General features: G+C 42.5%; 25 protein-coding genes. 3 read left to right on the forward strand and 22 right to left on the reverse strand.

All coding sequences use genetic code 11. The features are described 5' to 3' along the window. Nucleotides 1-95 precede the first annotated feature (95 nt). The 11 genes from KCX82_RS20805 to KCX82_RS20855 all read right to left on the reverse strand — a co-directional run bounded on the left by KCX82_RS20805 (nt 96) and on the right by KCX82_RS20855 (nt 9,673). Nucleotides 96-2,063, reverse strand: a complete 1,968-nt coding sequence (locus tag KCX82_RS20805; protein WP_227020390.1) for a sensor histidine kinase — start codon at nt 2,061-2,063, stop codon at nt 96-98. Beyond that, nucleotides 2,060-2,785 carry a LytR/AlgR family response regulator transcription factor gene (locus KCX82_RS20810; protein ID WP_227020391.1) on the reverse strand — a complete coding sequence of 242 codons (726 nt, stop codon included), beginning with the start codon at nt 2,783-2,785 and terminating at the stop codon, nt 2,060-2,062. Before KCX82_RS20810 ends, KCX82_RS20805 begins: the two co-directional genes overlap by 4 nt. Before the next feature lie 101 nt (nt 2,786-2,886). Beyond that, on the reverse strand, nt 2,887-4,485 hold the full coding sequence (locus KCX82_RS20815; RefSeq protein ID WP_227020392.1) for an ABC transporter permease: 1,599 nt from the start codon (nt 4,483-4,485) through the stop codon (nt 2,887-2,889). Between the two features lies 1 nt (nt 4,486). Then, the gene (locus tag KCX82_RS20820; protein ID WP_227020393.1) at nt 4,487-5,386 is read right to left on the reverse strand and encodes an ABC transporter ATP-binding protein; all 900 of its coding nucleotides are present in this window, start codon (nt 5,384-5,386) and stop codon (nt 4,487-4,489) included. Between the two features lie 15 nt (nt 5,387-5,401). Further along, the gene (locus KCX82_RS20825) at nt 5,402-6,025 is read right to left on the reverse strand and encodes a TetR/AcrR family transcriptional regulator (RefSeq protein WP_227020394.1); all 624 of its coding nucleotides are present in this window, start codon (nt 6,023-6,025) and stop codon (nt 5,402-5,404) included. A 107-nt stretch (nt 6,026-6,132) separates the two neighbouring features. Beyond that, nucleotides 6,133-6,267 (reverse strand): hypothetical protein, encoded by a 135-nt coding sequence (locus KCX82_RS23065; protein ID WP_264373349.1) that lies wholly within the window; start codon nt 6,265-6,267, stop codon nt 6,133-6,135. 101 nt (nt 6,268-6,368) lie between these two features. Continuing rightward, nucleotides 6,369-6,731: a DUF2200 domain-containing protein gene (locus tag KCX82_RS20830; RefSeq protein WP_227020395.1), complete on the reverse strand. Its 363-nt coding sequence runs from the start codon at nt 6,729-6,731 to the stop codon at nt 6,369-6,371. A gap of 3 nt (nt 6,732-6,734) precedes the next feature. Then, complete coding sequence (locus KCX82_RS20835) at nt 6,735-7,160, reverse strand: VOC family protein (protein ID WP_227020396.1); 426 nt, start codon at nt 7,158-7,160, stop codon at nt 6,735-6,737. 97 nt (nt 7,161-7,257) lie between these two features. Continuing rightward, nucleotides 7,258-8,055 (reverse strand): hypothetical protein, encoded by a 798-nt coding sequence (locus KCX82_RS20840; protein WP_227020397.1) that lies wholly within the window; start codon nt 8,053-8,055, stop codon nt 7,258-7,260. Between the two features lie 211 nt (nt 8,056-8,266). After that, nucleotides 8,267-9,016 carry an N-acetyltransferase gene (locus tag KCX82_RS20845; RefSeq protein ID WP_227020398.1) on the reverse strand — a complete coding sequence of 250 codons (750 nt, stop codon included), beginning with the start codon at nt 9,014-9,016 and terminating at the stop codon, nt 8,267-8,269. Nucleotides 9,017-9,379: 363 nt separating this feature from the next. After that, the gene (locus KCX82_RS20855) at nt 9,380-9,673 is read right to left on the reverse strand and encodes an SWIM zinc finger family protein (protein WP_227020399.1); all 294 of its coding nucleotides are present in this window, start codon (nt 9,671-9,673) and stop codon (nt 9,380-9,382) included. 267 nt (nt 9,674-9,940) lie between these two features. On the opposite strand from KCX82_RS20855, the gene KCX82_RS20860 reads away from it, so the two are divergent. From KCX82_RS20860 to KCX82_RS20870, 3 genes are read left to right on the forward strand one after another with little or no spacing between them, the layout of a single operon-like run. Next, nucleotides 9,941-11,380 carry an APC family permease gene (locus KCX82_RS20860; RefSeq protein WP_227020400.1) on the forward strand — a complete coding sequence of 480 codons (1,440 nt, stop codon included), beginning with the start codon at nt 9,941-9,943 and terminating at the stop codon, nt 11,378-11,380. A 36-nt stretch (nt 11,381-11,416) separates the two neighbouring features. Continuing rightward, the gene (locus KCX82_RS20865) at nt 11,417-12,070 is read left to right on the forward strand and encodes a DUF3156 family protein (protein ID WP_227020401.1); all 654 of its coding nucleotides are present in this window, start codon (nt 11,417-11,419) and stop codon (nt 12,068-12,070) included. A 29-nt stretch (nt 12,071-12,099) separates the two neighbouring features. Then, on the forward strand, nt 12,100-12,612 hold the full coding sequence (locus KCX82_RS20870) for a YbhB/YbcL family Raf kinase inhibitor-like protein (protein ID WP_227020402.1): 513 nt from the start codon (nt 12,100-12,102) through the stop codon (nt 12,610-12,612). A 234-nt stretch (nt 12,613-12,846) separates the two neighbouring features. On the opposite strand, the gene KCX82_RS20875 is transcribed toward KCX82_RS20870, so the two are convergent. The 11 genes from KCX82_RS20875 to KCX82_RS20925 all read right to left on the reverse strand — a co-directional run bounded on the left by KCX82_RS20875 (nt 12,847) and on the right by KCX82_RS20925 (nt 25,589). Further along, on the reverse strand, nt 12,847-18,936 hold the full coding sequence (locus KCX82_RS20875) for a glycoside hydrolase family 9 protein (protein ID WP_227020403.1): 6,090 nt from the start codon (nt 18,934-18,936) through the stop codon (nt 12,847-12,849). A gap of 564 nt (nt 18,937-19,500) precedes the next feature. Further along, on the reverse strand, nt 19,501-19,866 hold the full coding sequence (locus KCX82_RS20880; RefSeq protein ID WP_465250693.1) for an arsenate reductase family protein: 366 nt from the start codon (nt 19,864-19,866) through the stop codon (nt 19,501-19,503). A 254-nt stretch (nt 19,867-20,120) separates the two neighbouring features. Then, on the reverse strand, nt 20,121-20,441 hold the full coding sequence (locus KCX82_RS20885; protein ID WP_227020404.1) for a thioredoxin family protein: 321 nt from the start codon (nt 20,439-20,441) through the stop codon (nt 20,121-20,123). Nucleotides 20,442-20,564: 123 nt separating this feature from the next. Beyond that, nucleotides 20,565-20,711, reverse strand: coding sequence for a hypothetical protein (locus tag KCX82_RS20890; protein WP_227020405.1), 147 nt, complete (start codon nt 20,709-20,711; stop codon nt 20,565-20,567). A gap of 75 nt (nt 20,712-20,786) precedes the next feature. Then, nucleotides 20,787-21,038, reverse strand: a complete 252-nt coding sequence (locus KCX82_RS20895) for a TIGR03905 family TSCPD domain-containing protein (RefSeq protein ID WP_227020406.1) — start codon at nt 21,036-21,038, stop codon at nt 20,787-20,789. 168 nt (nt 21,039-21,206) lie between these two features. Continuing rightward, a complete protein-coding gene (locus tag KCX82_RS20900; protein WP_227020407.1) occupies nt 21,207-22,034 on the reverse strand; it encodes a MerR family transcriptional regulator in 828 nt (275 codons plus the stop codon). Between the two features lie 460 nt (nt 22,035-22,494). Next, nucleotides 22,495-22,737: a DUF2243 domain-containing protein gene (locus KCX82_RS20905; protein ID WP_227020408.1), complete on the reverse strand. Its 243-nt coding sequence runs from the start codon at nt 22,735-22,737 to the stop codon at nt 22,495-22,497. A gap of 475 nt (nt 22,738-23,212) precedes the next feature. Beyond that, nucleotides 23,213-23,746, reverse strand: a complete 534-nt coding sequence (locus KCX82_RS20910) for a DinB family protein (protein WP_227020409.1) — start codon at nt 23,744-23,746, stop codon at nt 23,213-23,215. A gap of 230 nt (nt 23,747-23,976) precedes the next feature. Then, complete coding sequence (locus KCX82_RS20915) at nt 23,977-24,450, reverse strand: GNAT family N-acetyltransferase (protein ID WP_227020410.1); 474 nt, start codon at nt 24,448-24,450, stop codon at nt 23,977-23,979. A 328-nt stretch (nt 24,451-24,778) separates the two neighbouring features. After that, complete coding sequence (locus KCX82_RS20920; protein WP_227020411.1) at nt 24,779-25,159, reverse strand: M48 metallopeptidase family protein; 381 nt, start codon at nt 25,157-25,159, stop codon at nt 24,779-24,781. A 43-nt stretch (nt 25,160-25,202) separates the two neighbouring features. Continuing rightward, complete coding sequence (locus KCX82_RS20925; protein WP_227020412.1) at nt 25,203-25,589, reverse strand: hypothetical protein; 387 nt, start codon at nt 25,587-25,589, stop codon at nt 25,203-25,205. Nucleotides 25,590-25,620 lie beyond the last annotated feature (31 nt).

The raw sequence follows: 25,620 nt of genomic DNA on the forward strand, positions 1-25,620 counted from the left end.
TTGACATGAAAAAACCAGCCATGCGTCATAACGCGTTTTTTTTGTATATAAAAAACCCTGCCAAAAGCTTGGCAGGGCTCAAACAGCTCATGATACTATGGTTTGTATGGGGAAGGTATCCCGTCTGCTTTTGCGTCATAGGAAACCGGCAGTGCAACCATCAGGGTGAATGTTTCAGCATTGTGCTCTGTTTTAACAATTCCTCCGCAGGCATTCACAACCTTTTTGATATTTTGCAATCCCAGTCCGTGGGAAGCACCGATTTTTGTAGAGAGAAGGCTGCCGTCTCTCTGATTTACGATGCCGTTATAGGTGTTTGTAATCTTTATCAAAAACTGGCCGTTTATATTCCTTGCTTCAGCTGCCACATACCGGGTCTGATGGACTCCTTGCTTCCCACAGGCTTCCATGGCGTTTTCCAACACATTGCCCAGCACGATGCAAAGATCACTGTCACTGATGGAAAGCTGCGCTGGAATCTGACAGGTACAGCGAAATGGAATACCCCGCTTCTTTAAGCACAGGGAATAGTAACCGAGGATAGAGTTTGCCACGATATTTTCACAAAACACCGGCAATGGAGCAGGATCGGCCTTTTCCACATAGTCGCTTAAAAATTCGGTTAGATCCTCATAACGCCTTTCCTCTGTAAGCTGCCGAATTGCACCGATAAAGTGACGGACATCGTGACGGATGGCGCGGACTTCGTTGATCTGCTCACGAAGTGCATCATAATACTCTGTCTGCATGGAAATCTGCGATCTGGCCTGTTCCAGCCCGGCAGAGGCCACGGCGAAATCGCGGTATACATCAGCCGCCTGCATAGCCGAAACCATGCTGAGAATCATCAAATATGCCGAAAGCAAGAGCAGCAGCGATAATGACAGGTTAAGATAAATATTACCGTTGATGTAATAGCAGTCAATAATCAGCCCGGTGATTGCCAGTATAGTGCCCCAGTAAATCAGCAGCCCATACTTTTTCATACGGTGCCGGTTATGGTAAACCTTGAAGAACAGATAAGTCTCTATTGCAAAGGCACACACCGGAAGCAGAATTGTCAGATGTCTGTTATAGAACCCGTGGGGGATGAAAAGATAAAGGAGATACAGCAAGATATAATATATCAAAAAATTAAGCTTTTCCCTTCGGGAAAACGCAATTCCCAAAAGCTCCTCAACTAAAAAAATCAGCAAATATTTAAACACAAAGGAAACCAAAAACATCAGCGGATTCGTATCCTCATAGGAAAGATGGAAGAAAAGCATATTTTGCCAGGAATGATAGAATTCCGTCGTCATCATAATGCGCACAAGGACAAAAAATCCAATCACCGGCAGCCAGATAGAGCGGTTGTTTTTCCTGTAAGTAAGGATATACAGCATAACCAGAACAAAGAAGGAAAACAGCACCGTTCCAAACAAAATCATCCGCAGGTTATTTCGTCCGCTGTCCTGCAAGATAGCACTGTCATAGCTCTGCAGGATGGGAGCCATATAGAGTCCGGAAAACCGTGTCGTGGCTATTTCAATTACGATTTCATGCTCTTTTGCAGCGGAGAGTGTTACGGGATAGAGTTTTGCATCTGTAGTCGTAAAGACATCCTCTTGATTTTTAGACACAGTCCCGCTTTCCGATGTCAGGCTTCCGTCAATATAGACACGGTAAGCGCTCCCAAAATCGGGCAGATAGACAGTAACCGGACGGGAGCCAGAATAGCCGTCCAGTGTGAGCCGATAGCTTGCATAGCCATTTGCCGGCAGATAGCTCCCATTTAATTGATAGCGTGACCAATAATCAGGCACAGGCAGCAGTAGATCAGGGGGAACATTGTACTGCTTTTCCGTAACAAGTAAACGATTCCAATAAAGCTCCCATTCTCCGTCGAGGATTATGGTCTTGCCGGTATCAGGGGCTGAAAGCTGAAGCCTTCCGCCTTCAGACTCAGGTGTGCCGGTCAGTTCGTGATAAAAGAAGGTGTACATCACCGGCAAATGGGAAACAAAGATCGCAAAAATCATTCCCGTAATCAGCAATATTTGGGTTCTATGCAATCTTTTCATAGCTGTTCCCTACCCATATGAGAAAACAGGTACGCATAATACTGCTCTTTTACTTCCTTTCCATATTTTCGTGAAACGCTGATCATAACTTGTCCCGTCCGGATGTAATTCTCCTTCATTTCCGTCACATGAGACAGATTGACGAGAAAGCTCTGATGGCAGCGAATAAAGAATTTCTCCGGCAGCTCATTCAAAATATCTTCCAGTCTGCCATAACATTGCAAAGTATTTCCATCAGAAAAGTGGAATAGGAGAAGTTTATTTTGGCTTTCTATATAAAAAATATCTCGGCAATCCACGTTATGTACGGCACCCTTGTACTGAATGCTGATTTTGTATCCGCTTTCCTTCCGGAGTTCCCCAAGCACACGATCCAATACAGTATACAAACGCTCTCTACGAAAGGGCTTCTCAATATAATTAAAAGCGAACACCTCATATGCCTGTGGGTAATGCTCTCTGCTGGAAGAAAGAAATATAATTTTGAGCTCCTTCTTCTTATTGCGTATTTTCTGTGCCGTCCGAATGCCATCCATTTCTGGCATGTAAATATCCAGAAACAAAATGTCGGTGGAGAAGCTGTCATCCAGAAGTTCATCCACCAGCGTTTTCCCGTTGGTAAAGGAAGTGATTTCAAATAATGGGGAATAGGCAGAAAGCTCATTGGATAATAGCGCAATATCCTCCGCCATATCGTCGCATATTGTAATTTTAATCGACATATTATATCACCATCTACTTGTTCTTAAAGTTTTTTATACAATTATACCATATTTTTGTAATGAAAGACCTGCCAAAAATGGCAGGTCTTGAACATTTTATTTTATCTAATACTTCGACGCCCGAATCCAATGAACCCTAACCATATAAATACCGCTGTAATACCTGTTAACACTATCAGTGGCACAATTGAAAGCTCATGGATCGGGATAATGTAATGGGCATAGGCAAAGGGCGTCCATTGCATTGCGGACCATCCGGCTATTCCGACCTCCCAAAGCATCTCGATGAAGATAAACACACCCAATATAAGCCAATTGAGAAGGTCAGCGATACGGGGCAGCCATCCATATAGAAAAGCAGCGATGCCGATAAATGTCCAGACGGAAGGAATTTTTGAAAGGCTCATGGCTAACACGCGGGGGAAATGACTGAACTCTCCCGCAGCGATGCTCCATCCCAGGCCGGAAGCCAAACCAAGGGCGAAAAGTATCAACACGCTGCCTGCGAAAGCAACCGCCAAATAGCTTCCCATCCATTTGACCCGGCTTACGGGTCTTGATAATACCATCTCCGCATAATGCTCCTTTTCTTCCTGCCGCAGACGTTGTACCGCCGTGATGGCAAAGACAGATAAACCGCCCATCAGTCCCAGCATGTAGATAAAAATGGCAATGAAAGCTTCATGATTACCTAACTTTACTATAGCAGATGCCCAAGAAGTATCCATATGGGCGAACGTAGAACTGATGGCTTCGGAGATATTAGGCGTACCCATACCCATAATTCCTCCAAGCCAAGCCATACCGATTACCCAGACCAGAATACTGCCTTTTTGCTGCCGCCAGGCGAAGGCCATGGAAGAGTTGAAACGGGGGGATGCATCAGCCGAACCTTCTTTCTGTGCAATAAGTCCTGCACCCATATCACGGCGAACGAGCAGCATATAGGAAAGCATTATCGGCAAGGCAGAGAGCACGATAAAAATCAACAATTTCCACGCATGATTTCCCTCATAGGGAACGGTGATACGGAACCATGCTTCCGGGGCAAGCCAAGCCCAGCCGGTGCTGCCACCACCTATATTATTTAGAATCATGGCAACCATGGTTAACATATATACACCAAATATGCACCCTCTTGCGCTGCCGCTGTGCTCAAAAATCTGCGCGACGAATCCGCCGATCCCGGCAAAGATACATCCGGAGGCGGCAAGGGTCAATCCTGCCAGCAGAGAACCGTTTCCTGCGAGGCCGTTGCCCATCAGGACCGCGGCAGTCAATAAGCCTGCCAGCAGGCTTCCCCCACAGGAAAGAATCAGTGCTGCAGACAGATTGGCGTATCTTCCTACCGATCTTCCAAGTATCAATTCATTTCTTCCCGAGGCTTCCTCCGTGCGGGTATGCCGAATCATAATAAGCGCCGCTCCGAACATGACTGCTATGGAAGCTTGTAACAGGCCCCGCCACAAGATGGCTCCTTCTATGCTTAACGGTATAATAGGCCCAAGCATAGCAGCGGTAACAGGGCTTGCGGACAGTTCAGCGATAAACACCTGCCAATCCGGCATTGCTTTCACGAAGGACAACTGCGACATAATAAGAAATATGGGAAGCAATGTCCATATAGGAAGCACTATCCGGTCTCTACGCAGATAAAGCTTAAGCAGCTTGCCTGTACCGGCAAAATGATTTTGTTTCATGTCATTTTAACTCCTTTCCCTCAAACTTATCTCCGTAGTGACGCATGAACAGTTCTTCAAGAGTGGGCGGTTCCGCCATAAGCGACTTAATACCCATTGGTGCAAGCGCATTCATAACTGTATCCATAGCATTGGCGTCCACCGAAAAGCGCCACTTTTCTTCCTTTTGTGATACATCGTGAACCCCTTGCAGCTGATTCAGATTTACATGCTTGGCAAGTTCCACGGTCACGGTTGTGCGTGTCAAATGCCGCAGTTCTTCAAGGGTGCCGGATTCAACAATTTTACCCTGTCGGATTATTCCAACCCGGTCGCAGAGCGCTTCTACCTCTGCAAGAATATGACTGGACAGAAAAACGGTTTTTCCCAGCTTCTTTACTTCGAAGATACATTCCTGAAAAACCTGCTCCATTAGCGGATCAAGGCCACTGGTCGGTTCATCTAAAATCAACAGCTCCGCATCAGAAGCAAAGGCCGAGACCAGCGCCACCTTCTGACGGTTTCCTTTGGAATAACTACGACATTTTTTCTTCGGGTCAAGCTGGAACCTGTCCAGTAGTTCCTTGCGGCGAGAGGGATCAATTTTTCCCTGTAACCCTCCTAAGAAATCGATCACCTCACCGCCGGTTAGATTTGGCCACAAGGTCACATCTCCCGGTACATAGACAAGTCGCTGATGAAGAGCGACAGCATCCTGCCAAGGATCGCCGCCCAGCAGTTTTGCCTCTCCGCCACTTTTACGCAACATCCCTAAAAGAATTCGGATGGTTGTAGATTTTCCGGCTCCATTGGGGCCAATAAATCCATACACCTCGCCTTGTTTTACCGTCAAATCAACTCCGCGTAAAGCCTCCTGCTTGCCGTAAGACTTAGTAAGTTTTCTTGTTTCAATTACATTCATCACAATACCCTCCAATCATTTATAATAGGTTTTTCGCAACTCATTCAGATAACCGTCAAACTCAGTACGGATTTTTTCAAAATCATAAGCGGGAGCATCCTTACTTCGAAACTGCTCCAGGATTTCACCCGCATATCCGCTTACTGCCCAGAAGATCAATTGCTTTGCTTTCTCTACATCCAGCTCGCTGCGGAAGCGTGATGTATCTATATCACCATAAAACCGTTCAAAAATGCTGGCTTCCACCATTTTACGCCTTTTCTTCAACTCATCCTTTACCGCATCGGAATCGGTAAAAACCACAACCCTTATAAAATCAAAAATCCACGGATATTTTTGCATTACCTGAATTTTAAGCAAGCAGGTTTGCCGGAGCCGTTCAAAAATATCCTTCTCATGTACATTGATTTGGTCAAAATACTGTCGGTTTAAAATATCCAAACAATAGTCGAAAAGAAAGAGAAAGAAATCCTTTTTATTGTTGACATAGTGAAACATCAGCGGTTTTGATATGCCGGATTCCTTGGCAATCACATTGGTTGATGCGTCATCAAAGCCCTTGCCGGCAAATTCCTTAAGTGCCGCATTTAAAATAACACTCTGCCTTTCAGATTCTAAACTTAAGAATTTTGAAAACATGTTAATCACCTTCTTCACACTTTATAAACTTTTCTGCTAAAAAATCTATTTACCTATCAGGTCAACGTCATCATTATACATCCATTTACCTAATAGGTCAATACGCATCAACAAATGTTTTTGTCAGTTACCGCAGATACGTCACCGTAACAGATGTCAAAGCCGACTTTATCGAACACTTTAGCAGAAGCAATAGCCGGATGGCTATCTTTTACATAATACCGGCTATTTATACCTGCCAAAAAGAAAAGACGTGAAAGTCATCTCTTCACGTCTTCATTCTTACTCATTCCACTTTCTGCCGTTGCAACAGGATTACGGCCTCCACATGGCCTTCTCTCTTCTAAAGCGACTGCATGCTTCTCAACACCTTCTCCATCGGCTTACCTTTTGCCAGTTCGTCCACCAACTTGTCTAACCAACGAACCTTCTGCATGAGCGAATCTTCGATTTCCTCGACTCGAACTCCGCAGATTACTCCGGTGATTTTGGAAGCGTTCGGATTGATTTGAGGGGCTTCGGCAAAGAACGCCTCAAAATCAACATCCCTATCGATTTGAGACTGCAATCCATGTTCATCGTAGCCTGTCAGCCATTGGATGACGGTGTCGACTTCCGCCTTCGTACGTCCTTTACGCTCAACTTTTTGAATATACAGAGGGTAGACGCCCGAGATTTTCATTTTGTATACACGTTCGTTATTCACTCTTCATTCCTCCCCATGCTTCGGCGCTTCTTCAGCGACGACATTCCAGTTCACGCCGAACTTGTCTGTTACTGCGGCGTGGAACACGCTGTAAAAGGTCTCGGTCGGCGGGAGGGTCACCTCTCCATCCACGCAAAGCGCGTCGAAGATAGCCGTCGCTTCTTTGCCCGTAGGCGCCATAGCGGCTAGTTTGATGTTGTCACCGTTCTTTGGGGGCGTAGCTTCATCGGCAAACCAGACGTTTGTACCGCAGATGACCATCTCGGCATGCATAACCCAAGTACGCAGCAGTTCAGGCGGCGTCTTTGACCCCTCCGGCATGTAGTCACCGTAGGGCAGGACTTTTGGTTCGTCGCAATGAAAGACGGCACGGTAGAAGTTCAGCGCATCATTGCAGTTCCCGTTGAATGTAAGGTAAGGTGTAATCATAGTTTTCTCTCCTTTGTTTTGTGTTTTAGCTTAATAGATAGCAATTGCCCTGCATCTGCTTGTAGAATTTAGTAAAAAATTATTTAGGGATACACTCTTAGTTTACCTCAACAGTAAACTCTGTCTTTAACTGTACCTTTTCCTGTTGTTCTTTATCCAGAGTAAAACTTGTGATGGCAGAAAAAGTATATTCACCATTAGGCAACCTTAGTGTCTTTTCAGAATAAAATTCTCTCCAAAAATCTGCATCTGGGTCATCTTCGCTAAAGCCCCCGCTTTTTGAAAAGGGAATGGTATATATTTCCCCCTTCTTCAGTTCAGTCTTCTTTAGTATATTTAGTGTAAAATCTCCACTGAAAACCTCTCCATTCTTATAAATTATATGATGAAAATAAGGTTCTCCTGACCAAATGTCTATACTGTCCTTTTCTCCAATATATTCAATTGTTGAGTATAGGCTGATCTCTTCTGCTTCTTTAAACTGCAGTTTTTCAATATAGGTCTTTACTAAGAAGTTCTCATCACTGGCGGTAAAGACATACCCCTCCAGCAACACAATCTTGTGACTGCTGTTTATCTGGGCCGGATAGCTTTCTGCTATTGCACCACTGTAGAATATCTCTACCCTGCTGCCCGCTCCAATATCTTCTGCTGCGATTGCATTCGTCTTTCCTTTTATACTTAACTGTGTATTTTCACCTATGAAAACCACTATTTTGTCGGCAGAAGCCAATTCTCCAGATCCTTCAACAGGCTCCACCAGCAGGTAATCCTGCCTATTTTCCAGGACCACTCCAATAAAGGAGACTCCATTTTCAGTCCCTCTTTCGCATCCTACTAAAAGGGATAATACTATTAATATACCCAAAATATAAATTAAAGTGTTCTTCATCATATTACCCACCCCCAGAGATTCTTCTTTTTTATTTAGACGCATCTTTCATCAGCGATAATAACAGCAGAAATATTTTCTTCTAGGTCTTCTTCTATTCGTGTTGGATTATTTCCTCTGCCCATAAAATATTTCCCAAAGCTTATGTAGTCAGTAACGCCTCCACAACCTTTGACAATTTATAATAACTCGGGAAAAAGCCAAAATTGTATTTTCATTTTTTGAGTATTCTCTTTAAGTAGGCGACATCTAACAAATTCACCGTCTCAAAATTTCCTTTATAAAACACACCCCAGTTATTAAAAACGCAAGGCAATTCCTTTGCTTTTTGTAGCGTATCCACTTGAATTAAAGATACAGGAACGTCATTCATTTCACAATACTGTTTTATCATCTCAATGTTTTGATAGATATAGGGGCATTGCATATCATAATAAATTGTTAGTTCTTTGCTTTCAATTTCTTGGTTTTTAACATTTTGTGCAAACTTTGGCGTTGTCCCGTCAAAAGAAAGTGCAAGCAATTCATAGCCATTATCGGTATTATCAACAACCTCAAAGCCGAACTTCTTTGCAAAGGATTGGTCAGAAAGCCAAGATTTTTGTTTTTTTGCTCCGAGCATACAAATGCCGGATTTACCCCTTTCTTTGGCATCAGCCAAACAATACTCCATCAGCGATTTCCCATACCCTTTTCCTTTATGACTACCAGAGACCCATAAGCAATACAGATAATAATAGTTGTCACCAGTTATGGGAACCCAAGCTGTTTCAAGAGGAGCATATTCAATAAAAACCGTAGCCCTTGCATTTAACTTTCTAAAGACATGACCTTCTTTTAGTCGGCCAGAAAGCCATTGTTGCTTTGCGTCAATACCTTGATGGGGCTTTTTACTGCGGATAATGCAGCATAAATGCTCATTGACAAGGTTTTCTGTTGTTAAGTTTACAAAATCAGTATTCATGTGTACCCTCGCTTCAAATCTAAACTTGTGTTCTTGTTTTTCGCAGATCTATTCTATTCCAAAGGCGCCGAATGCGACGCCTTAAAATGTTATTCTTCATCCTTTATCCCATCAATCTTAATAACTGAACTCGATTCAAGTTCGTTATCATCAAATATTTTTTTATATGCTGGTTAATTGCGGGCACCGATACATCATATAATATTTCAAGCATTTTCTGGGTAAGCCAGATATTTTCGTCCTCATAGCGCATTTCGAAGCTTTGAGGATCATCGCCTGTTGCTGCAATGTATGTTCTTTTTCACAAACATTTGTTCTCATTTATTTTAGCCGAATTAATTACTTATGTAAAGGACTATTATATTAATAACGATAGCGGTCACTTTCTTCTGCATCTACCAACGCATTAATCAATGCACTCCTCAGTTCATCTTTTGACAGACTTTTTACATATTTTACAATCTGATCGTATCGTTCTTGTTCCCGTTCCTCTTCTTCTCTCTCATATTCTTCAATTTCGGCGATATACCGATCTGCCTCTTTCGGAAAGACTGTAAAAAACAGGGCGATCTTGTGCTTACATACAATTTTTTTCCCTTCGGCATGTGGACAATTGCATAAGGATTTTTTAGGATGCTGTGTGTCAATCAAATTCAAAAAGGCTTTAATATCAGACCAGTTTGTTTCGTCAACTGGACTAATGAAGTAAATTTTCTCTTCCTTCTTTGTAATATAACATATCATAATGTTCCTGAGAAGCAAGTCTTAGGATTTCCGATTAACAAAAAAGAGCTTCACACTCTCACGCTTGCCGGGAGTGCCGCTTACGAATTGTATGCATTGCGACATCATAAACTGAATATTCTGTTCAGAGAAGAAGTTATTTTCATTTTCACTTTACAGTACATACAGGAGGTATGTTTCATGGAAAATCAAAATACAAAATTAAAACGTGTTCTAGGTTTTTCTGCAACATATGGCGCAGCGATGGGCCTTGTTGTATCTGGAACAGCAATGTTTTCAGTAACGCAGGTTGCAGGTCAGGCTAGCTTTGCCGTTTGGGTTACCGGTCTTATGGGTCTTATTCCTATCCTCTGTGCAGCACTCGCTTTCTCTGAACTTAGCGCAATGCTTCCAGGCGGCGGTATGATTTCAGACTATACCAATCCGGCGCTTGGTCGCTTCTGGGGCACACTAGCTGTGCTTGGAACCTATGTTTTACTTGCTGCTGCTGACGGTAGTACGCAGATGGCAATGAGCGGTTATTCCCTGCAGGACTTTACTGGAATTCCAGCGATAGTAACAAGCTTAACATTCCTTATCATATGCTTACTCATCAATATTTTTGATGTAGGCATATATGGCAAGTTTGCAGGAATACTCCCAATCGGTATGATGATTGTTTATGCAATTCTTGCCATAGTTGGTGCAGCTGGTGTTGGTGAACATATGGGCGCAGCAACACCTTTGGACAACAGTTTCCTTCCATCTAGCGGCTGGGTTGCGGTATTTGGTGCTGTAGGCTCCTCAATTTGGTGGTACATTGGATTTGAGAACTGCTGCCCAATGGCAGAAGAAACAAAGGAACCATACAAGGTGATTCCTCGTGCACTCTTTGCAGCCCTTATCACCATCTTTTTGATTGACGTCGTATTCGCTTATGCAAGCCTTAAGTATACCAGCATCGAGGTTCTTCTCACCTCTGGCATTTCCCATATTGAAGGTTCAAAGGCTATGTTGGGTGTAGTTGGCGGTGGAGTCATGAGTTTAATCACAATTCTTGCTTCCTTCACAACTGCGAACTCTCAGCTGGCTGCTCTTCCGCGTATGTTCTACGGTTTGGCACGGCAAGAACAACTGCCTAAGTTCTTCGGATACGTTCATCCTAGATTCAGAGTTCCTATTTACGGAACAATTACTTGTTTCATACTAATGTTTGTTTGCACGGTTTACATCTGCTTCAAAGGTGGTACTGCAGAAATTATGGTTATGTTCATTAATATCGTTTGCGTTGCTTGGCTCGGCTGCTATATCCTTGCTATGATCGACGTTATCGTTTTGCGCAAGAAGTATCCGGACTTTCCACGGCTTTTCAAGATTCCTGCTTACAAGCTTATCTGCACAATTGGTATCCTTAGTTCCCTCTATGCTATCTATACCATTAGTGCTTACATCCTTTTCACACTTGCATGGCTCACTATTGTTGTTCTCTTCATCATTATTTGGAACAAAGTACACAACAGACCAATCAACGAAGTGTCTAAGATTGAAGATGCAGCAATTATGATTCGTGAAAGAACAGAATACCTCGCTGTTTGGGACGAAGCTGTTGTTGAGTGGCTCAAGAGCAGAAATGCAATGTAGAATAGGATATTTGATTGTATCCGGAAAGTAAGTATTATGAACCTGAAAAAAAAAGATAAAATTAGAAATGCAGGCATAGCCAGAAACAGCTTTGTAACAAAACGAGCTGAAACAAAGGTTAGTGCATTGGCAGATTTATTCAAGGTAGCTGCGGGAGAACGCTGGGTACAAACAGAATCTGGTGTTCTCCAGAGAAAATTATTTTTCTCTGGGTTTCATTATTTAGATTCACTTCAGCTTGTCTATAATTGGGAAAATCGCTTTATGTCGGTTAATTATAACCTACAGATGATAAGTGCTTTTCCTACAGATAACAATCGGTTTGAAGAGACAAACGACTGTCTTTTCACTCTAAACTGCACGCAAAATGGATTTAGGGGGAAAAGAAATTACTCCTGGAAATGCAGCCAGTGGAAAGAAGACGAATCAAAGCTTAATGCATACATAGAAAGACTGAACAATCCTTTTATACTAGATCGTTTAGATGCTCTTGATATTATGGAAATGGAGATAAGACATAAGGGTAGTTGGGATTACTGGCGTGTATCCTGCGAGAGCATGATTGGATCAGCAACATGGATATTGATACCTCCTGTGCTTAGCATGATTACACCAAAGCCAGAAGAATGCTTTAAATTCTTGGAACTCTATGAGTTACTGGGAGATGCTCTCGTTAATAACAAGATATAAGTATTCGTGTGAGATGTAAGGAGACTACTATGTTAAAATTAAGAAGTTCTGCTTTTCAAAATGGAAAGATAGAAAAAAAGTACGGTAATCTCGGCCCGGAAGAGAATATGAAGTTTGGGATCCCTCAAACATCTTTTCCTCTTACTTGGGAAGGTGCACCTTCCGAGACCCAAAGCTATGCAATCGTATTTATAGATTACGATGACACAAAAGATGAGGGATTTCCATTCATTCACTGGATTGCTTGTGACATTCCGGCAAGCGAGAATGGCTTACCTGAAAATGCTAGCAGACGAAACCCTAATTTTCATCAAGGCCATAATAGCTGGTGCATACCATTTGGCGTATATGCAGAAATTCCAGAAAATTATTCACTTCATTTTGGCGGACCAGCACCGGAGTATGAGCATGAATATGAAATATGGCTCTATGCACTTGACTATGTACCTAACCTAGAAGATGGTTTTTGGTACAACGATCTTAGGCGCGCTATCAAGGGGCACGTACTGGAAAAGACCGTACTTAGCGGGTTCTATGGCTAAAAGCCGTGGCATTAAATAACAATAGTTGCCCAAAGGTGGTTAGGGTATGCATGCAAAATATGAATGCCCGAGAGCTATCTCATAAAAATATGCTCCTCCTTGTAGTAAACAATTTTTATTATTTAAACTGTCTACCACAAGGGGCGCATATTAGTAGGGCTATTTTTACTTAATGTAAAATTACAACTGAATAACCTTGTTTCATACCATTAATATTCCCAGGGTACTATTACGTTACCTGGAAGAGACAATGTTCGATTTAATCTCTTCTGCTGCTTTTATAAGCTCTTCAGCCTGTTTCTCTGTAAGCGCTTCATTAGCCTGGCTGATCAAACCATCCAGTGCTTCAACCGCTTCAGAAGATTTGTCTTCGTCTGTGTTCGCCAGCAATAGGAGAGCCTGATCCAGTTTCTCCGTCAGAGCATTTTTGATTTCGTCAGCAATATCCAGGCCTGCAACAGATTCTTTAAGGACAGCAATCCGTTCTTCTATTGTTTGTGCCGGCTTCGTCTGTTCATCCTCAATCTGACCGGACCCGGAAGAGTCTTCATCCTCAATCAAACTTGATCTGGAAGAAACAATGTCCGATTTAATCTCTTCTGCTGCTTTTATAAGCTCTTCAGCCTGCTTCTTCTTCAGCGCTTCTTTAGCCTGAACAATAAAATCATCAAGTGCTTCAACCGCTTCGGAAGATTTGTCTTCTTCCGTGTTCGTCAGCAATTGGAGAGCCCGGTCCAGTTTCTCCGTCAAAGCATTTTTGATTTCGTCAACAATATCCAGACCTGCAACAGTTTCTTTAAGGACGGTAATCCGTTCTTCTATTGTTTGTGCTGGCTGCATTTGTTTCTCAATCAGACTGATTATCACCATTGCTTTATTAATCAGATATTCCGCCTTCTCTTCCGATAGTTTCTTGACATTTGTCTCCTGAACTTTCTGTATGAACTGCTCCATTTGTTTCTTTGCCTGATTGTATTGGCCATCGCTTAGCATTCTCAGGGCGTTATCCAGGAACTGGGTGGCCACAGGCAATTTTTCACTGAGAATCTCTTCTTTAAGTGAATTTATCAGGTCGCTTGCATCAGGGTCTAAGTCATTATCAGAGGTAAAGGTACCGTTCGCGATTTGTGACGCTGCATATCCTATAGCAATCCACCTGGCGGCGGTGTCTATGCTGTAACCGGTTTGGTCGCGCAGGAAGGTGTAGTCGTCAACGGCTTCAGGGAAGTCCGGCAGTACTTCTGCAGCACCGGCAACGATGCCGCCTGCGATGAAATAACGGTCGGCGCGGTTGCTGCCATAGCCGTGTTCAGCCGACTTGGTGCCAACGCCGGACAGCCAAGAGGTGTTGTTATACATATGTGTGCCCAGGATATAGTTTACTGCGCTGAGCGTGTATTTCTCGCTCACAATGCCCGGGAAATACTTGTGGAGGATGCTCATGCTAAGTCCCATGTCAAGCACACTGGAGTTGCCGCCGTCGACCGGCACGCCAAACGGGTTGTCCGAGATCTGGCTGTCCAAAACGGGGATGTAATCTTCCAGTGCTTTCTCAAATCTATTCTGGAACCCGTGATTCATGTATTTAAGGACACGAACTGCTTTCCATCCGTCGGCTCCGAAGTTTGTTTTCAGCTCAAGTGCTGCAACATCATTCAGGAACTCCTTGTATTCCTCCTTGCTGCCATCGGTGGCGATCAGGAGCTGTATAGCGGCGTTCCACTCAGCCGTAATCTGCTCCGCAGCCTCCTTTCCGTCCTTGACGATGGTCTCTGTATTCCAGATATCTTCTGAGGCTTCCAGGCAGCGAGCGGCCAGGGCGTCGTCAAAGTCTTCGAGTACATAGGACGCCGATGCCAGCGCGGCTGCCGCATCAAACTGCAGCGCCACGTCCTTGGTCCCGACAAAAGCAAGTCTGTCGTCCAGCTTACCGGATTTTAAGCCGTAGGTATCACTCGACTCGAGAGTGCTGTCGTAAACAAGTCCGTCTGTAGCCTTGGAGGCGTCGCCCGATTGTGAATACTGCTTAAGGGTAGGAACTTTCAGGCCTTTGAATACAAAGCCAACGTTTTCAATCTGCCCCAGGATATGCAGGACTCCCTGCTTCACCTGCTGCTGAACGTCATTGGAACCGTCAGCTCTGTGCAGCTCAACGAAGCTTGCGTTCGTATCCACCATCAATGTGTCATAATCAAGGCCTAACTCTTCAAATGCCAAAGCTAGATCCTGAATCACCCCAAGATTGCTCGCCGTATCGAGGTCATTATCGCTTGGATCGAACCATCCACCAACGGCCAATCCTGGAATATGCTCATAGGGATCGTATGCTGAATCGGTTTTCGCACCCATGCTCCATCCGTCAAACCACTGCGTTTTTAGCGGAGCCTGAAGCGCATCGTCCGCAAATGTCTGTCCATGCCAGATGCGGTAGCCCTCACGCACCTTCATATGATCCATATGAACTGCGAGGAAGCCGCTGAGGGATGCCTGCCATGTCCTGTCGTAAACGTTCTTGGCGATCGGGAACGGATTCGACCGTTCTCCCGCGTAACGGATTACGTATATACCGGGCTCTTGAATAGAGGAGAAGTCAAACTCCCTGTAATTATACCGTGCCCATGCGGTGGGTTCACCGAGCTCACCGGAGAACACCTCAATGTATTTGCCGTCCGCGCTCAAACGATCCACATAGGCTTTTGCAGGGGCCTCAGAATTAAGTTCAAGTTCGATTAGGGCAGCCTTCGGCATGTCGGGGGCATATCCGGCTTGGTTGAACGCCACGTTGGGTTTACGCTCCCAATTCTGCTTTACGTCAGGGCTGATATGCCATACGATTTCGGTCTCGCCCGCTGGAATCAGAGTACGCAGTATGAACCAGCCATCCTGGGTATTGTTGCGTCCGTCGTAGAGCGCCAGGTCCCCGCTGTCCGAGGTGATGCGGATACGGTTCTCACTGTCCTCAGCGGCAAAGGTCATCTTCTCACCCGTTGCCAGAGGCACGGGTTGCTTATTGCCTTCATCATTGTACCAGCTTTTCACGTACCAGGGTTGATCTTCGGTCCTGGCCCGTTCTGCGCTCACCATATCGTCCTGGGGAACAAGCGGGAATACTCCGAAGGTGTCGTAATTGCCGTCGCCGTCAGTGTCGACCTGGAAGCTCTTGCTGATGAACTGTGAGGGGATGAATTGCATACTGAATCCCGCTTTGCCGATCAGATCCTCCGGCAGAGGTCTGTCCAGATTCATCGTGACCTTAACACCGCCCTTCTCGGGCTCCGCATTCAGGGTGTAATTAACCTCCGGGTTGCCATTTGAGTCCGCAAGAATAGTCATGCTTGCACTGAGCGTGTTCTTAACGTCATCTACCGTGCGTCTATTGAGTACCGGCGCTATAACGTTATCCCACTGCTCCGGTGCGTCCAGCAGGCTGATGTCACCGTTGGTGGCGATACGATGTCCGGACTGAACCAGCTCAATGCCCGCGTTCTTCTTGTCGCCGAGTTCAGCGTCGTAGGTGCTGTTATACATGAACAGGTCGAAGCCCGGGGTCTGCAGATATCCGTCTGTGGAATCCGTCTTCTCAATACTCATCATGAAGTTGTTGCTAAAGTCCTTTGTCGGTGCCTGCTCCGTGGCTGCTGCCTCATTGGCAATCATACTGGCGGCAAGGCCCACTGAAATCCACTTCGACTGGTAGTTGATGATCGACTCGTTTTCAAACCACAGAAAGTTGAAGTCGTCAAGGGACTCCACGATATCCGGCGCGACCGTGATGTGGCCGGGCAGGATGGAACCGGGAATGAAGGCCTCGTCCGCACGGTTGCTGTTATACGGATGAAGGTGGGACTTTGTACCTACACCAGACAACCACGAATTGTTGGTAACGGGGTGTCTGCCGAGGATATAGTCCGCAGCACGGAGTGTGTACGTCTTCAAGGCAGGGATATCCGGGAAGAAGCTGTACATAATACCCAGGCGCTGTCCGAAACCAACTATGGTCGGACTTCCGCCCCAGCCGGAACCGGTGGTCCACTGTACGCCGAACGGGGTGGTATAGTTAATAGTATTCGCGTATGCGGTTACGGCATTTTGGACCCTAGTCCTGTAAGCTTCGTCCATGAGGTCCATGATGAACATGGCGTTATACCTTGAACTCATGTTGGACGAGGTAACTGTGGAATTTACAAGGGAAGAAAGACGGGTCTTGAACTGGTCATACCTGCTGTTTTCGAACTTGTCGGTCGCGAGCATCAACTGAACCAGCGTGTTCCATTCGGTATTCATGTCTGCCGGCCGTCCGGTTCTTTCCCTGTCCCATATCTCGAGCACAGTGTTCAGGCATTTGTCTGCGAGCTCGGGATAATAATCCTTTAACAGATAAGCGGCTCCCGCTATGCTTGCGCTGGTATTGCCGGTAAGCGTGCTGGTAAAAGCTCCGCCGCCGGAGAGCAGTAATACCCGGTCGTCAGGAACTCCGGAGTATACAAGGCCGTCACGTTCAACTATTTGACCTTCGCTAAGAGTGGGATCATATATGTAACCATCCGTGTCGGAGGAAGGGTCTCCGAGGTGGGTGTACTGGCGCAGCCTGCGCAGCTCCATTGTTCCGCCGTAGCCGCCGAGAACATCGTACTGTGCCAAAATATACTTGATTCCGTGGGCAACCTGCTGCACAATATCGGGAATTCCGTCAGGCTTGTGCATCTCTACTACGCCGCCTGTTTTGTTGTCCCACTGAACGGAGAGCGTGTCGTGGCCGTTCATATTGTTGAAAGCCTCGGCCGCAAAGATCAGATCATTAAGAACTTCGATCTCTCTGGCTCCCTGAAGGTCGAAGTCGCCCGCGTCAAACCAGCCGCCGACATTCAGTCCGGGGATATACTGCCCTGACGTGATTCCTCTCGCAGCAATGGACGCCGGCATGGTGGAGGGCATGCTCATACCGTCAAACCAGGATGCGCCGAGAGGCCCTATGCTGCAGTCGTCCATGTGCGAGGCGCCGTGCCAGACACGGTTGCCGTCCCGAACCTCGATATGGTCCATCTGGACCGCGAGGAAGCCGGTCAGAGCCGATTGCCAGGATTTATTATATACGTCGTTCGCAATCGGGAATACTTCCGTTTCCTGATTACCATATTGAATAACGTACATACCGGTCTGCGTAATACTCGTAAAGTCGAAGTTTATATATTTATACCGTTGCCATGAAACGGGAGCGGTGACATCGGCGGTATATACCACGTCCTTGGAGCCGTCGGCGTTTACATGGAGCAGAGAAGCCTTCGTGGGAAAGTTATTGTCATACTTGTCCAGCTCCATAACCGCAAACTTCTCCTGGTTGGGTGCATAGCCTGCCTGGCTGAACGCTATGTTGGGTTCACGCACCCAATTCTGTTTGACTTTGGGGCGGATGTGCCAACTCGCAACGACATCGCCGTTCTTGCCTTCGGGGATCAGGTCGCTGAGTACATACCAGCCGTTCTGCGCGCGGTCGCGACCGTCGAACAGTTCAAGCTCGCCGGTATCAGAGGTGATGCTGATATTGTACAAATCGTCCTCGGGGGCAAAGGAGAACTCGTATCCTTTTGCTAACGGAAGCGGTTGTGATTCTCCCCTGTCTGTGTTCCACTCCTTTACATACCATGCCTGCGTCGGCAGGTTGGGGCGCTCGGTTTCCTCCATTGTGCTTTGGGGATGGAGCGGAAAAACGCCGAAGGTGTCATATACGCCATTGCCGGTGCTGTCTACCTGGAAAGACTTACTTTCGTACCTTGATGGGATGAACTCCAGGTTGAACCTGGCCTTGCCGGCAAGACTTTCCGGCATGTCCGAGTTAAGTACGACTGAGAGCAAGACGCCGCCTCCGCCCGGCTCCGGAGTGGCAACGATGTTATACCGGAGCGTTCCGTCCGTGGCGCCGTTAAACGTCATCGGCACGGTGATCGTGTTCGTCGCCGCGTTAATGGATTTGGTACCTCGGGCGGGCGCCGGAGTCGCGTCCCACTGCTCAGGCGTAGGCAGATAATGGATATCACCGTTTGTGGCTATGCGATACCCGTGGAGGAGCAGCTCGATTCCGCTCATGTGCTGGTCGCCGAAGACGCCGGAGAAAGTGGAGTTGTACATGATAACGTTGAAGGCGTTGGAATTTTCCGTGGTCAGGTACCTGTTTGTGCCGCCGCTGCTGTCGCTTAATACCATAGAGAAGTCACTGTCATAGCCCCCTCCCGCAGCACTGGCGGTAAGAACGGCTCCGCCGGGTGCCAAACCCAAAACCATGGAAACGCTAAGCGCTATTGATAGGATTCTTTTCTTTACTGACATGATGATAAATACACTTCCTTTCTTTTCGAAATATTGACATTCAATGATAACAAAAATTGTGCATGCGCACGGGACAAAAGAACTTCCCTTTAACCTCCTTTCAAATCAGATTAGAAATATCAAGTAGAATTACTGTACTTACGAAAAAACGGGTCCTTGATATATGTTTTCTTTATTTCATTTTCTTCCTTTTTGCTCCATTTAATAAATCACTTTTTTAAAACTTCTTTACATAAGTTTGGATTTATCATATCATTCTCAAATATTATGATTCAATCGTATCAGTTCAACAAATTTCGCGAGTTTATGCTTATAATATTAATAATTTTGCATATTTTCTAAAAATATGATGGCATATGACAAATTAGTAATAAAAAAGACAAGCCGTTCGGCTTGTCTTATAATGCTCCCTCTGTCAAGACACAGGATCGAAACCATCTTTATAAAATAGGATAACCCTGAGGCGGTAAAAAAGATGCCGCCTCAAGCTGGTGGGGCCTTGGCGGCTGACACGGACCTTAATGATTACAGTCATTGGCTTTTTCGCCAACCTTCTCCAATTCACTATTCCCAACTTTTCCATACATCTGCTTCATAACCAACCGTTGCTTTATTTCCATTACGAACAACGGGAGTTTTAATTAACTTGGGGTTTTCGATAATTTTTTCTCCTTTATCTTCCTCTCTAAGATATTTGACCAGCCCCAACAATTGCTTATCTTTACAGTTCGGATCAATTAGGTTCTCATATCCGCCTACTGCTTGCTTAACACTGTTTAATTCCCCTTTGCTCATTCCTTTCTGAATAATATCAATGAGCTGATATTTGATCCCACGTTCTTTAAAATATCTCTCCGCTTTCTTTGTATCAAAGCATTTGGATTTTCCAAATATTTGTATATTCAAAAATAATTCCTCCATTTTTATCATGATCTATATCTAACATAGCAACCATAAAACGTGCCAGCGGACACATTGTGAGATACACTTCGCTGATAAATTAACCATCCTTTATACTTGCTATCACTAAAAAAAATCAGGCATTAAAGAATAAAAACAAAAAAGCTCTCTTGAAGAATAGTCATATTTTTTTGATAATTTTGCTTGTTTTCTTTGCATTTATTATATCAAAAAAATGGGCTTGAATTCAATCTTTTAATAGGCTTAGGGTTATTCAGTACCCCCTATATTAAATTATAAAATCTTTCTATTTTCTCTTGCAATTCAATGATACTTATAAATCTAGATTGCCTAATTATTTCCTTGCTTTCAATAAACATAATAACAGTTGGTACAGTAAATACTGAATATTTACCTACAGTTAATTGCACCTCATCAATCTCCACCTTAGCATACGCAATCTTACTATATTTCTTAAGAAGCTCTTTTATCTTAGGTAAAAGTCCAACACATACACTACAATTTTGAGAAGAAAAATATAGCATTGCAACTTTATTCTCTATTATGAATTTATCAATGCTCTCTAAAGATTCTAGTATTTTCATATACTAACCCCAAATCCTAAAATTAAATTTGTAAATCTTGTACCATTTTTTTACAGCTCCAATAATATATAGTTCTTTGCAAGGAATATTAATCATGTATATTATATTATCGAACAGTTAATTCTACTTTGCATTAAGACTATTTAATATTATGGAAGCTGAAAGTGCTATATTTACTATTTCTTTTATTTTTTCAATAGGAGCAGAAGAAACCACATTCAAAGGTAGTTGAAAAGCAAGATTTATAGCGTATAATGAAATATTATTCAAAATAACATCCTCCTGTTTTTTGTTTTTTTCATTTTAAGTGTTCTTATTACTTGTCTCCTATTTTATAATTACTAATTATTTTAAAGCTTCTCTTAATGCCATTGAAAATTGTGCAGGACAAGAAGTACTCCTACCACCACAACTCACATTTTCTAATTTATCAGCAATCTCCTTGGCATCTAGACCTATTGCCAAACTCCTAATACCAAGAGTATTACCTGGACATCCACCTATAAATTCAACGTTAACAATTTTATTGTCATCATTTAATACAAAATTCATTTCTCTACAACAAACCCCTGCTGGTCTAAATTTTATATTTTTCATTGTATTACCTCATAAACTATGTTTAATTTTGATCCCAGTAACAAAGAATAATTTTTATTAATTAAAATCCAATACTTTTTACTGGAATAATATCCAATATAATCTATGGTATAATACCAGAGTCAAACACTTTTTTTATATTTATAAAAAAGTTATACTTTTTTTCAACTATTCATTAAAATCATCAATCGTACGCACTGGTATTTGAATTTCAGTAATGTGCTCTTCCTTTACTGCGGTTTCATGTATATTTATCTTACATATTTTTATAATATTATCTACTATTTTATATTTGTTTTGTTTTATATAGATCATCATCTTTTCAATGTGATCCTTATCATCATCGAAGGTTCCTTTATAAGCAATAGACACATACTCTCCTTCGTCTAAGATCATATTATACTCAGACTCATCCTCATCAACTAAACTAAAGGCAGCATTATATTTTAAATCTCTAACTTCATCAAACTTATCCTTATCGTATACAACACCAATCTTACCATTTCCCAATATATAAATCTTATCTCCATATTGTTTTTGAAGTCTCTTAATGATACAATCTGCTTCGTCTTCATTAGATATACTTGCACTTAACTTCAAGGCTTTTCTTAATTTAATATGAACAACTTGTATTTTATTTAACTCTAGATCAGAAATTATTCCATCTATTGATTTTAATCTTTTAATAATATTATTTTTGTTATCTGTCAATTCTTGAATTTTTTCGTCTATTAATTTCATCTCTTCTTGTAATATTTGCTTTGTAGTTTCTATGCTTCTATCTTCTAAATATTCTTTTATTCTCTTCATGGAAATATCAAAACTTCTTAGTTCTTTTATTAAATTTAATTTCCACACATCTTTTATATTATATAATCTATAGCCGTTTTCTCCCCTGCTTGGTTTTATTATTCCAAGTTCTTCATAATACATTAATGAATCTTTTCCAATTCCATAAATTTCAGATATTTCTCCTATTTTATAATACTGTTTCATATAATCCCTCCACCATTTGTTAATGCCTTACTGGTAAATCATAATGCATAGAACATGTTAAAATAATATGTTTTTTGCAAATAACACCGCTAAAAATGTCATATTTATTCTTATCATATCACAATGCTGTCATCCACCCAAAAGATTTGGAAGAAAATAAAATCATCAACCGGGAAGAGTTTAGTCTGTTCGCATACTTGCGGGTCTCATCATATCTCGCAAAACCATTTGCATATAATGTAGAACATGCTGAGATTTTATTACCAATCTCCGAATCAATGGATCGTCAGACTTTTTCCAGTTCTCTTTGAGGAGAGTTAGCCCGAATTCTATTGCAACTGATTCCAAAAATTCAATTGCCAAGTCATGTATATAAAAAAAGCGGGTACATTCTCTTTTTTTTCTGAAAATGTACCCTCTAATTTTATAGAGCCTTTGGATTTAAGTGTTGCTTTTATTATTATTGGAGTTTAATCCTTCTATCTTTAATTTCTCTATATACACCAATTCCCAACAATACTAATCCAAGAATAAATAAAGCTATTTCCAGGTATTCTGACAAGGTCTCATCCGGCAAAATTCTATGCCATTTAAAAAGCCAGTGAGAAAATATATTGTCAAGTACGGCCACCAATCCTAAAGATATAAGACTTCCATTTACTAAAATTCTATTTCTTTCGTTGCTTCTCATATTACGTTCCAAGGAATTCTTCCTCTTTCAATTTATATTTTTCAGAATCAAATTCCCCATTAGTATACCTCTTTTTCAATATTTCTATAGCTTCGGATTGGTTTTGTTATGTAAAACCTCTATTACTTCATTGATAGTCCCTTATCTATTGCATCCTGAATTATTTGATGACAACACGTACCTAATGGGTTGTTCTTCTGACATTGTGCATTTTTCATTGCTCCTGTAGTGTAACAATATCTTTAGCACTCTTTGCACCATCTTTTATAACGGCATTTATAACTTGTTCCTTAGTGACTTTATTACAATAACTATCACACCGATATATTGGAATCTATCAGTCCCCTGGAATATTTGCTTACGAACCTAAATCTCTTTAATTTTAATTCTGTTGCAATATAGGATGCCATTATCTTGTATGGCTAATCATTGTTGCTATAAACTGGATTGCCACATACAGCACGCCCTGGATTTAATGGTCCTTATATTATCGATTTCGGGAGGCATAAAGAAACCGGCAGTAACCAATTTCAGATGCATTCTTCATAAGCTCTAAATTGAGCCAGGCTGCAAGCTCATAAAACGGTTTATTGCTGAACGGCCAATATGTCCGTTTACAGGAAAGCAGCTCATCATCTGATAATTTTTCCAGTAAAGTCTTCCATCTATCTCGAAGATTATTAATGTTTTCACTTACGTCTGTTATATTTCCAGACCACTGAACCTGTTCACGGGTTAGGGTACCATTTCCAGTAGAGTAGTCTAGCACCATTGACCACCAATATATGATATGCCATGTCAACCAGGCAATACTGGCAGGACCAATATCGTAGGATTCAGAATCCGGCCAGTCAGCGCGCCATTTGCCGCCTTCGTGGTGAACATGCAATCCATTTGCTTGGGGTTTCCATAGGCATTCCTCGTCTGTAAGCCCATTGAAATGGTACTCTAAGAGCTGCCATGAGATGTCAAATTGAAAATTTATTAGATTACGTATATCGCCTGCTGAATTATTATTCATCGTAATTTCTCCAATCTATTCCATATATGTTTTATCATATTGACTAAGGTATCAATTTTCAAAGCATCAGCTTTCTCCTTTCAACCTTACAATACATTCCACATGCCTTGAAGCGGTAAAAAAGATGCCGACTAAAGCTGGTGGGGCCTTGGCGGCAACTCTTTTGCAAAATCACTCACCTTTTAAATCATCAATCTGAAAGGATTTTTTTCGCCACCACGAGACAATCTTCAAATGTCTATGGAAGGATTCTTCTCCGCATGGTTTTGCTCCCGTTTCAGATAAACCATATCAACAAGCTGTTTTCCATCTTCAAACATTGGGTGGTCGTAGTTGTCCGTGAAAAAGTTTTTTATTCGATGTGATTCCGTAAACCCACATTTCTGATAAAAAATAAGCGCATAGGGGCAATCACCGGTTCCGACAAACATAGTATTACAATCCGTGTAGTGGGAAAACAGGAATTCTATCAGGCTTTTCCCATAACCTTTTCGCTGACAGTCAGGCATAACCGCAATGTTCTTAAGCTCATAAATGCCGTCTGCCTCTTTGGTAATCACACATTCGGCTTTTACTCCGCTGTCATCCAGAGCAAACATTTCGCCGCGTTCAAGGTACTTGTCTATCATGCTTTCCTGCTCGTCAGCCAACAATAGTAAATCTATATATTCCTTTTTGTCACCTGTAATTTTTCTTATATTCATAACGTCCCTCGCTCCTTTACAACGTTTTAATGCTGATGCCCCTGTTCTTGAGCGCCAGCCGCACGTTACTCTTCTGGGTGGCAACCCATACTTCAATAGCAGTCGCCTGCATAAAATTGATAACTAATTGCCGGGCTGCTTGATGCCACACCACCCGCTTACATCACATTGGCCATATTAAATTGCTTGGCTATTGAAATATCATCGGTTGTAAAATATATTGAGATTTGATTTCCATTTTGAGAAGGAGCTCCAAGAATAATATCAGAAACCATAATTTCAGATTCACCAATCAACGGGAGTGTATTTTCATCTAGTTTTACTGATTTTATTCGCTCCCGTTCAGCATTTTCATTCTTTTCTTATAGTCAGGCATAATACTCCCTATTTTACGCCAAAAGGATCTGTCATGATTCATATGATAGATATGACAAAGTTCATGAACAACAATATAATCAATGAGCTCCATGGGTAACGTGACGATTAAATAATTGTAAGTAATCTCCTTTTTCGTATTGCAGCTGCCCCAGCGATTGGACATTTTATCTATTTTTATTGATCGAGGAGTTACCCCTAATGACTTTTGATAAATTTCCGTTCTTTCTTTCGTAACCTGCTTGCTCATCTTAAAATAGAACTTGCTGACTTCATCCAATATCTCAGTTTCTGAAAACCCATCAACAGAAATCACTTCATTAAGCGGACTCATATCTCCTAGATATTTAATATATTGCTTCCCTACTTCTTTCAATTCAGTCCTCTAATATTTCCTTCCATTTCGCCAAAGACGCTTTGTCCTTGGTAACATTAATAAAAGATAAATCCTTGAATTTGACCAGCTGCTTTTTCATCTTGCTTGCCATTTTAAGAACGTCACCATTCTGCGTGGTGCTGCAACCCTTAATTATTTCATATAAGGAAGCGTCATTAATAATGATTGTAATTTCTTCTTCCTGATATTCTTCCAGCTTCAGCAACATAGTGAGAATAGAATGCAATCCAACAATAGCCGGTTTCATATATTCTAAATAAATAGATTCCTTCTTAATAGGAATATCATCCTGAAATAAGCTGTATCGTACTTCAATATCTTCTCCCTCGTATAACATTGGAAATGCAGCCAAATATACTTTTATCATCATAAGTTCTCCTATCTTCTTCAGAAAGATT

Source organism: Sinanaerobacter chloroacetimidivorans (assembly GCF_018128545.1).
Taxonomy (GTDB): Bacteria; Bacillota; Clostridia; order Peptostreptococcales; family Anaerovoracaceae; genus Sinanaerobacter; species Sinanaerobacter chloroacetimidivorans.

Excerpts from the sequence above, each read along its gene's own strand:
- KCX82_RS20805 (WP_227020390.1), bottom strand. The coding sequence starts at position 2,063 with ATGAAAAGATTGCATAGAACCCAAATATTGCTGATTACGGGAATGATT.
- KCX82_RS20810 (WP_227020391.1), bottom strand. The coding sequence starts at position 2,785 with ATGTCGATTAAAATTACAATATGCGACGATATGGCGGAGGATATTGCG.
- KCX82_RS20815 (WP_227020392.1), bottom strand. The coding sequence starts at position 4,485 with ATGAAACAAAATCATTTTGCCGGTACAGGCAAGCTGCTTAAGCTTTAT.
- KCX82_RS20820 (WP_227020393.1), bottom strand. The coding sequence starts at position 5,386 with ATGAATGTAATTGAAACAAGAAAACTTACTAAGTCTTACGGCAAGCAG.
- KCX82_RS20825 (WP_227020394.1), bottom strand. The coding sequence starts at position 6,025 with ATGTTTTCAAAATTCTTAAGTTTAGAATCTGAAAGGCAGAGTGTTATT.
- KCX82_RS20835 (WP_227020396.1), bottom strand. The coding sequence starts at position 7,160 with ATGATTACACCTTACCTTACATTCAACGGGAACTGCAATGATGCGCTG.
- KCX82_RS20840 (WP_227020397.1), bottom strand. The coding sequence starts at position 8,055 with ATGATGAAGAACACTTTAATTTATATTTTGGGTATATTAATAGTATTA.
- KCX82_RS20845 (WP_227020398.1), bottom strand. The coding sequence starts at position 9,016 with ATGAATACTGATTTTGTAAACTTAACAACAGAAAACCTTGTCAATGAG.
- KCX82_RS20860 (WP_227020400.1), top strand. The coding sequence starts at position 9,941 with ATGGAAAATCAAAATACAAAATTAAAACGTGTTCTAGGTTTTTCTGCA.
- KCX82_RS20865 (WP_227020401.1), top strand. The coding sequence starts at position 11,417 with ATGAACCTGAAAAAAAAAGATAAAATTAGAAATGCAGGCATAGCCAGA.
- KCX82_RS20870 (WP_227020402.1), top strand. The coding sequence starts at position 12,100 with ATGTTAAAATTAAGAAGTTCTGCTTTTCAAAATGGAAAGATAGAAAAA.
- KCX82_RS20875 (WP_227020403.1), bottom strand. The coding sequence starts at position 18,936 with ATGTCAGTAAAGAAAAGAATCCTATCAATAGCGCTTAGCGTTTCCATG.
- KCX82_RS20880 (WP_465250693.1), bottom strand. The coding sequence starts at position 19,866 with ATGATAAAAATGGAGGAATTATTTTTGAATATACAAATATTTGGAAAA.
- KCX82_RS20885 (WP_227020404.1), bottom strand. The coding sequence starts at position 20,441 with ATGAAAATACTAGAATCTTTAGAGAGCATTGATAAATTCATAATAGAG.
- KCX82_RS20895 (WP_227020406.1), bottom strand. The coding sequence starts at position 21,038 with ATGAAAAATATAAAATTTAGACCAGCAGGGGTTTGTTGTAGAGAAATG.
- KCX82_RS20900 (WP_227020407.1), bottom strand. The coding sequence starts at position 22,034 with ATGAAACAGTATTATAAAATAGGAGAAATATCTGAAATTTATGGAATT.
- KCX82_RS20910 (WP_227020409.1), bottom strand. The coding sequence starts at position 23,746 with ATGAATAATAATTCAGCAGGCGATATACGTAATCTAATAAATTTTCAA.
- KCX82_RS20915 (WP_227020410.1), bottom strand. The coding sequence starts at position 24,450 with ATGAATATAAGAAAAATTACAGGTGACAAAAAGGAATATATAGATTTA.
- KCX82_RS20920 (WP_227020411.1), bottom strand. The coding sequence starts at position 25,159 with ATGAGTCCGCTTAATGAAGTGATTTCTGTTGATGGGTTTTCAGAAACT.
- KCX82_RS20925 (WP_227020412.1), bottom strand. The coding sequence starts at position 25,589 with ATGATAAAAGTATATTTGGCTGCATTTCCAATGTTATACGAGGGAGAA.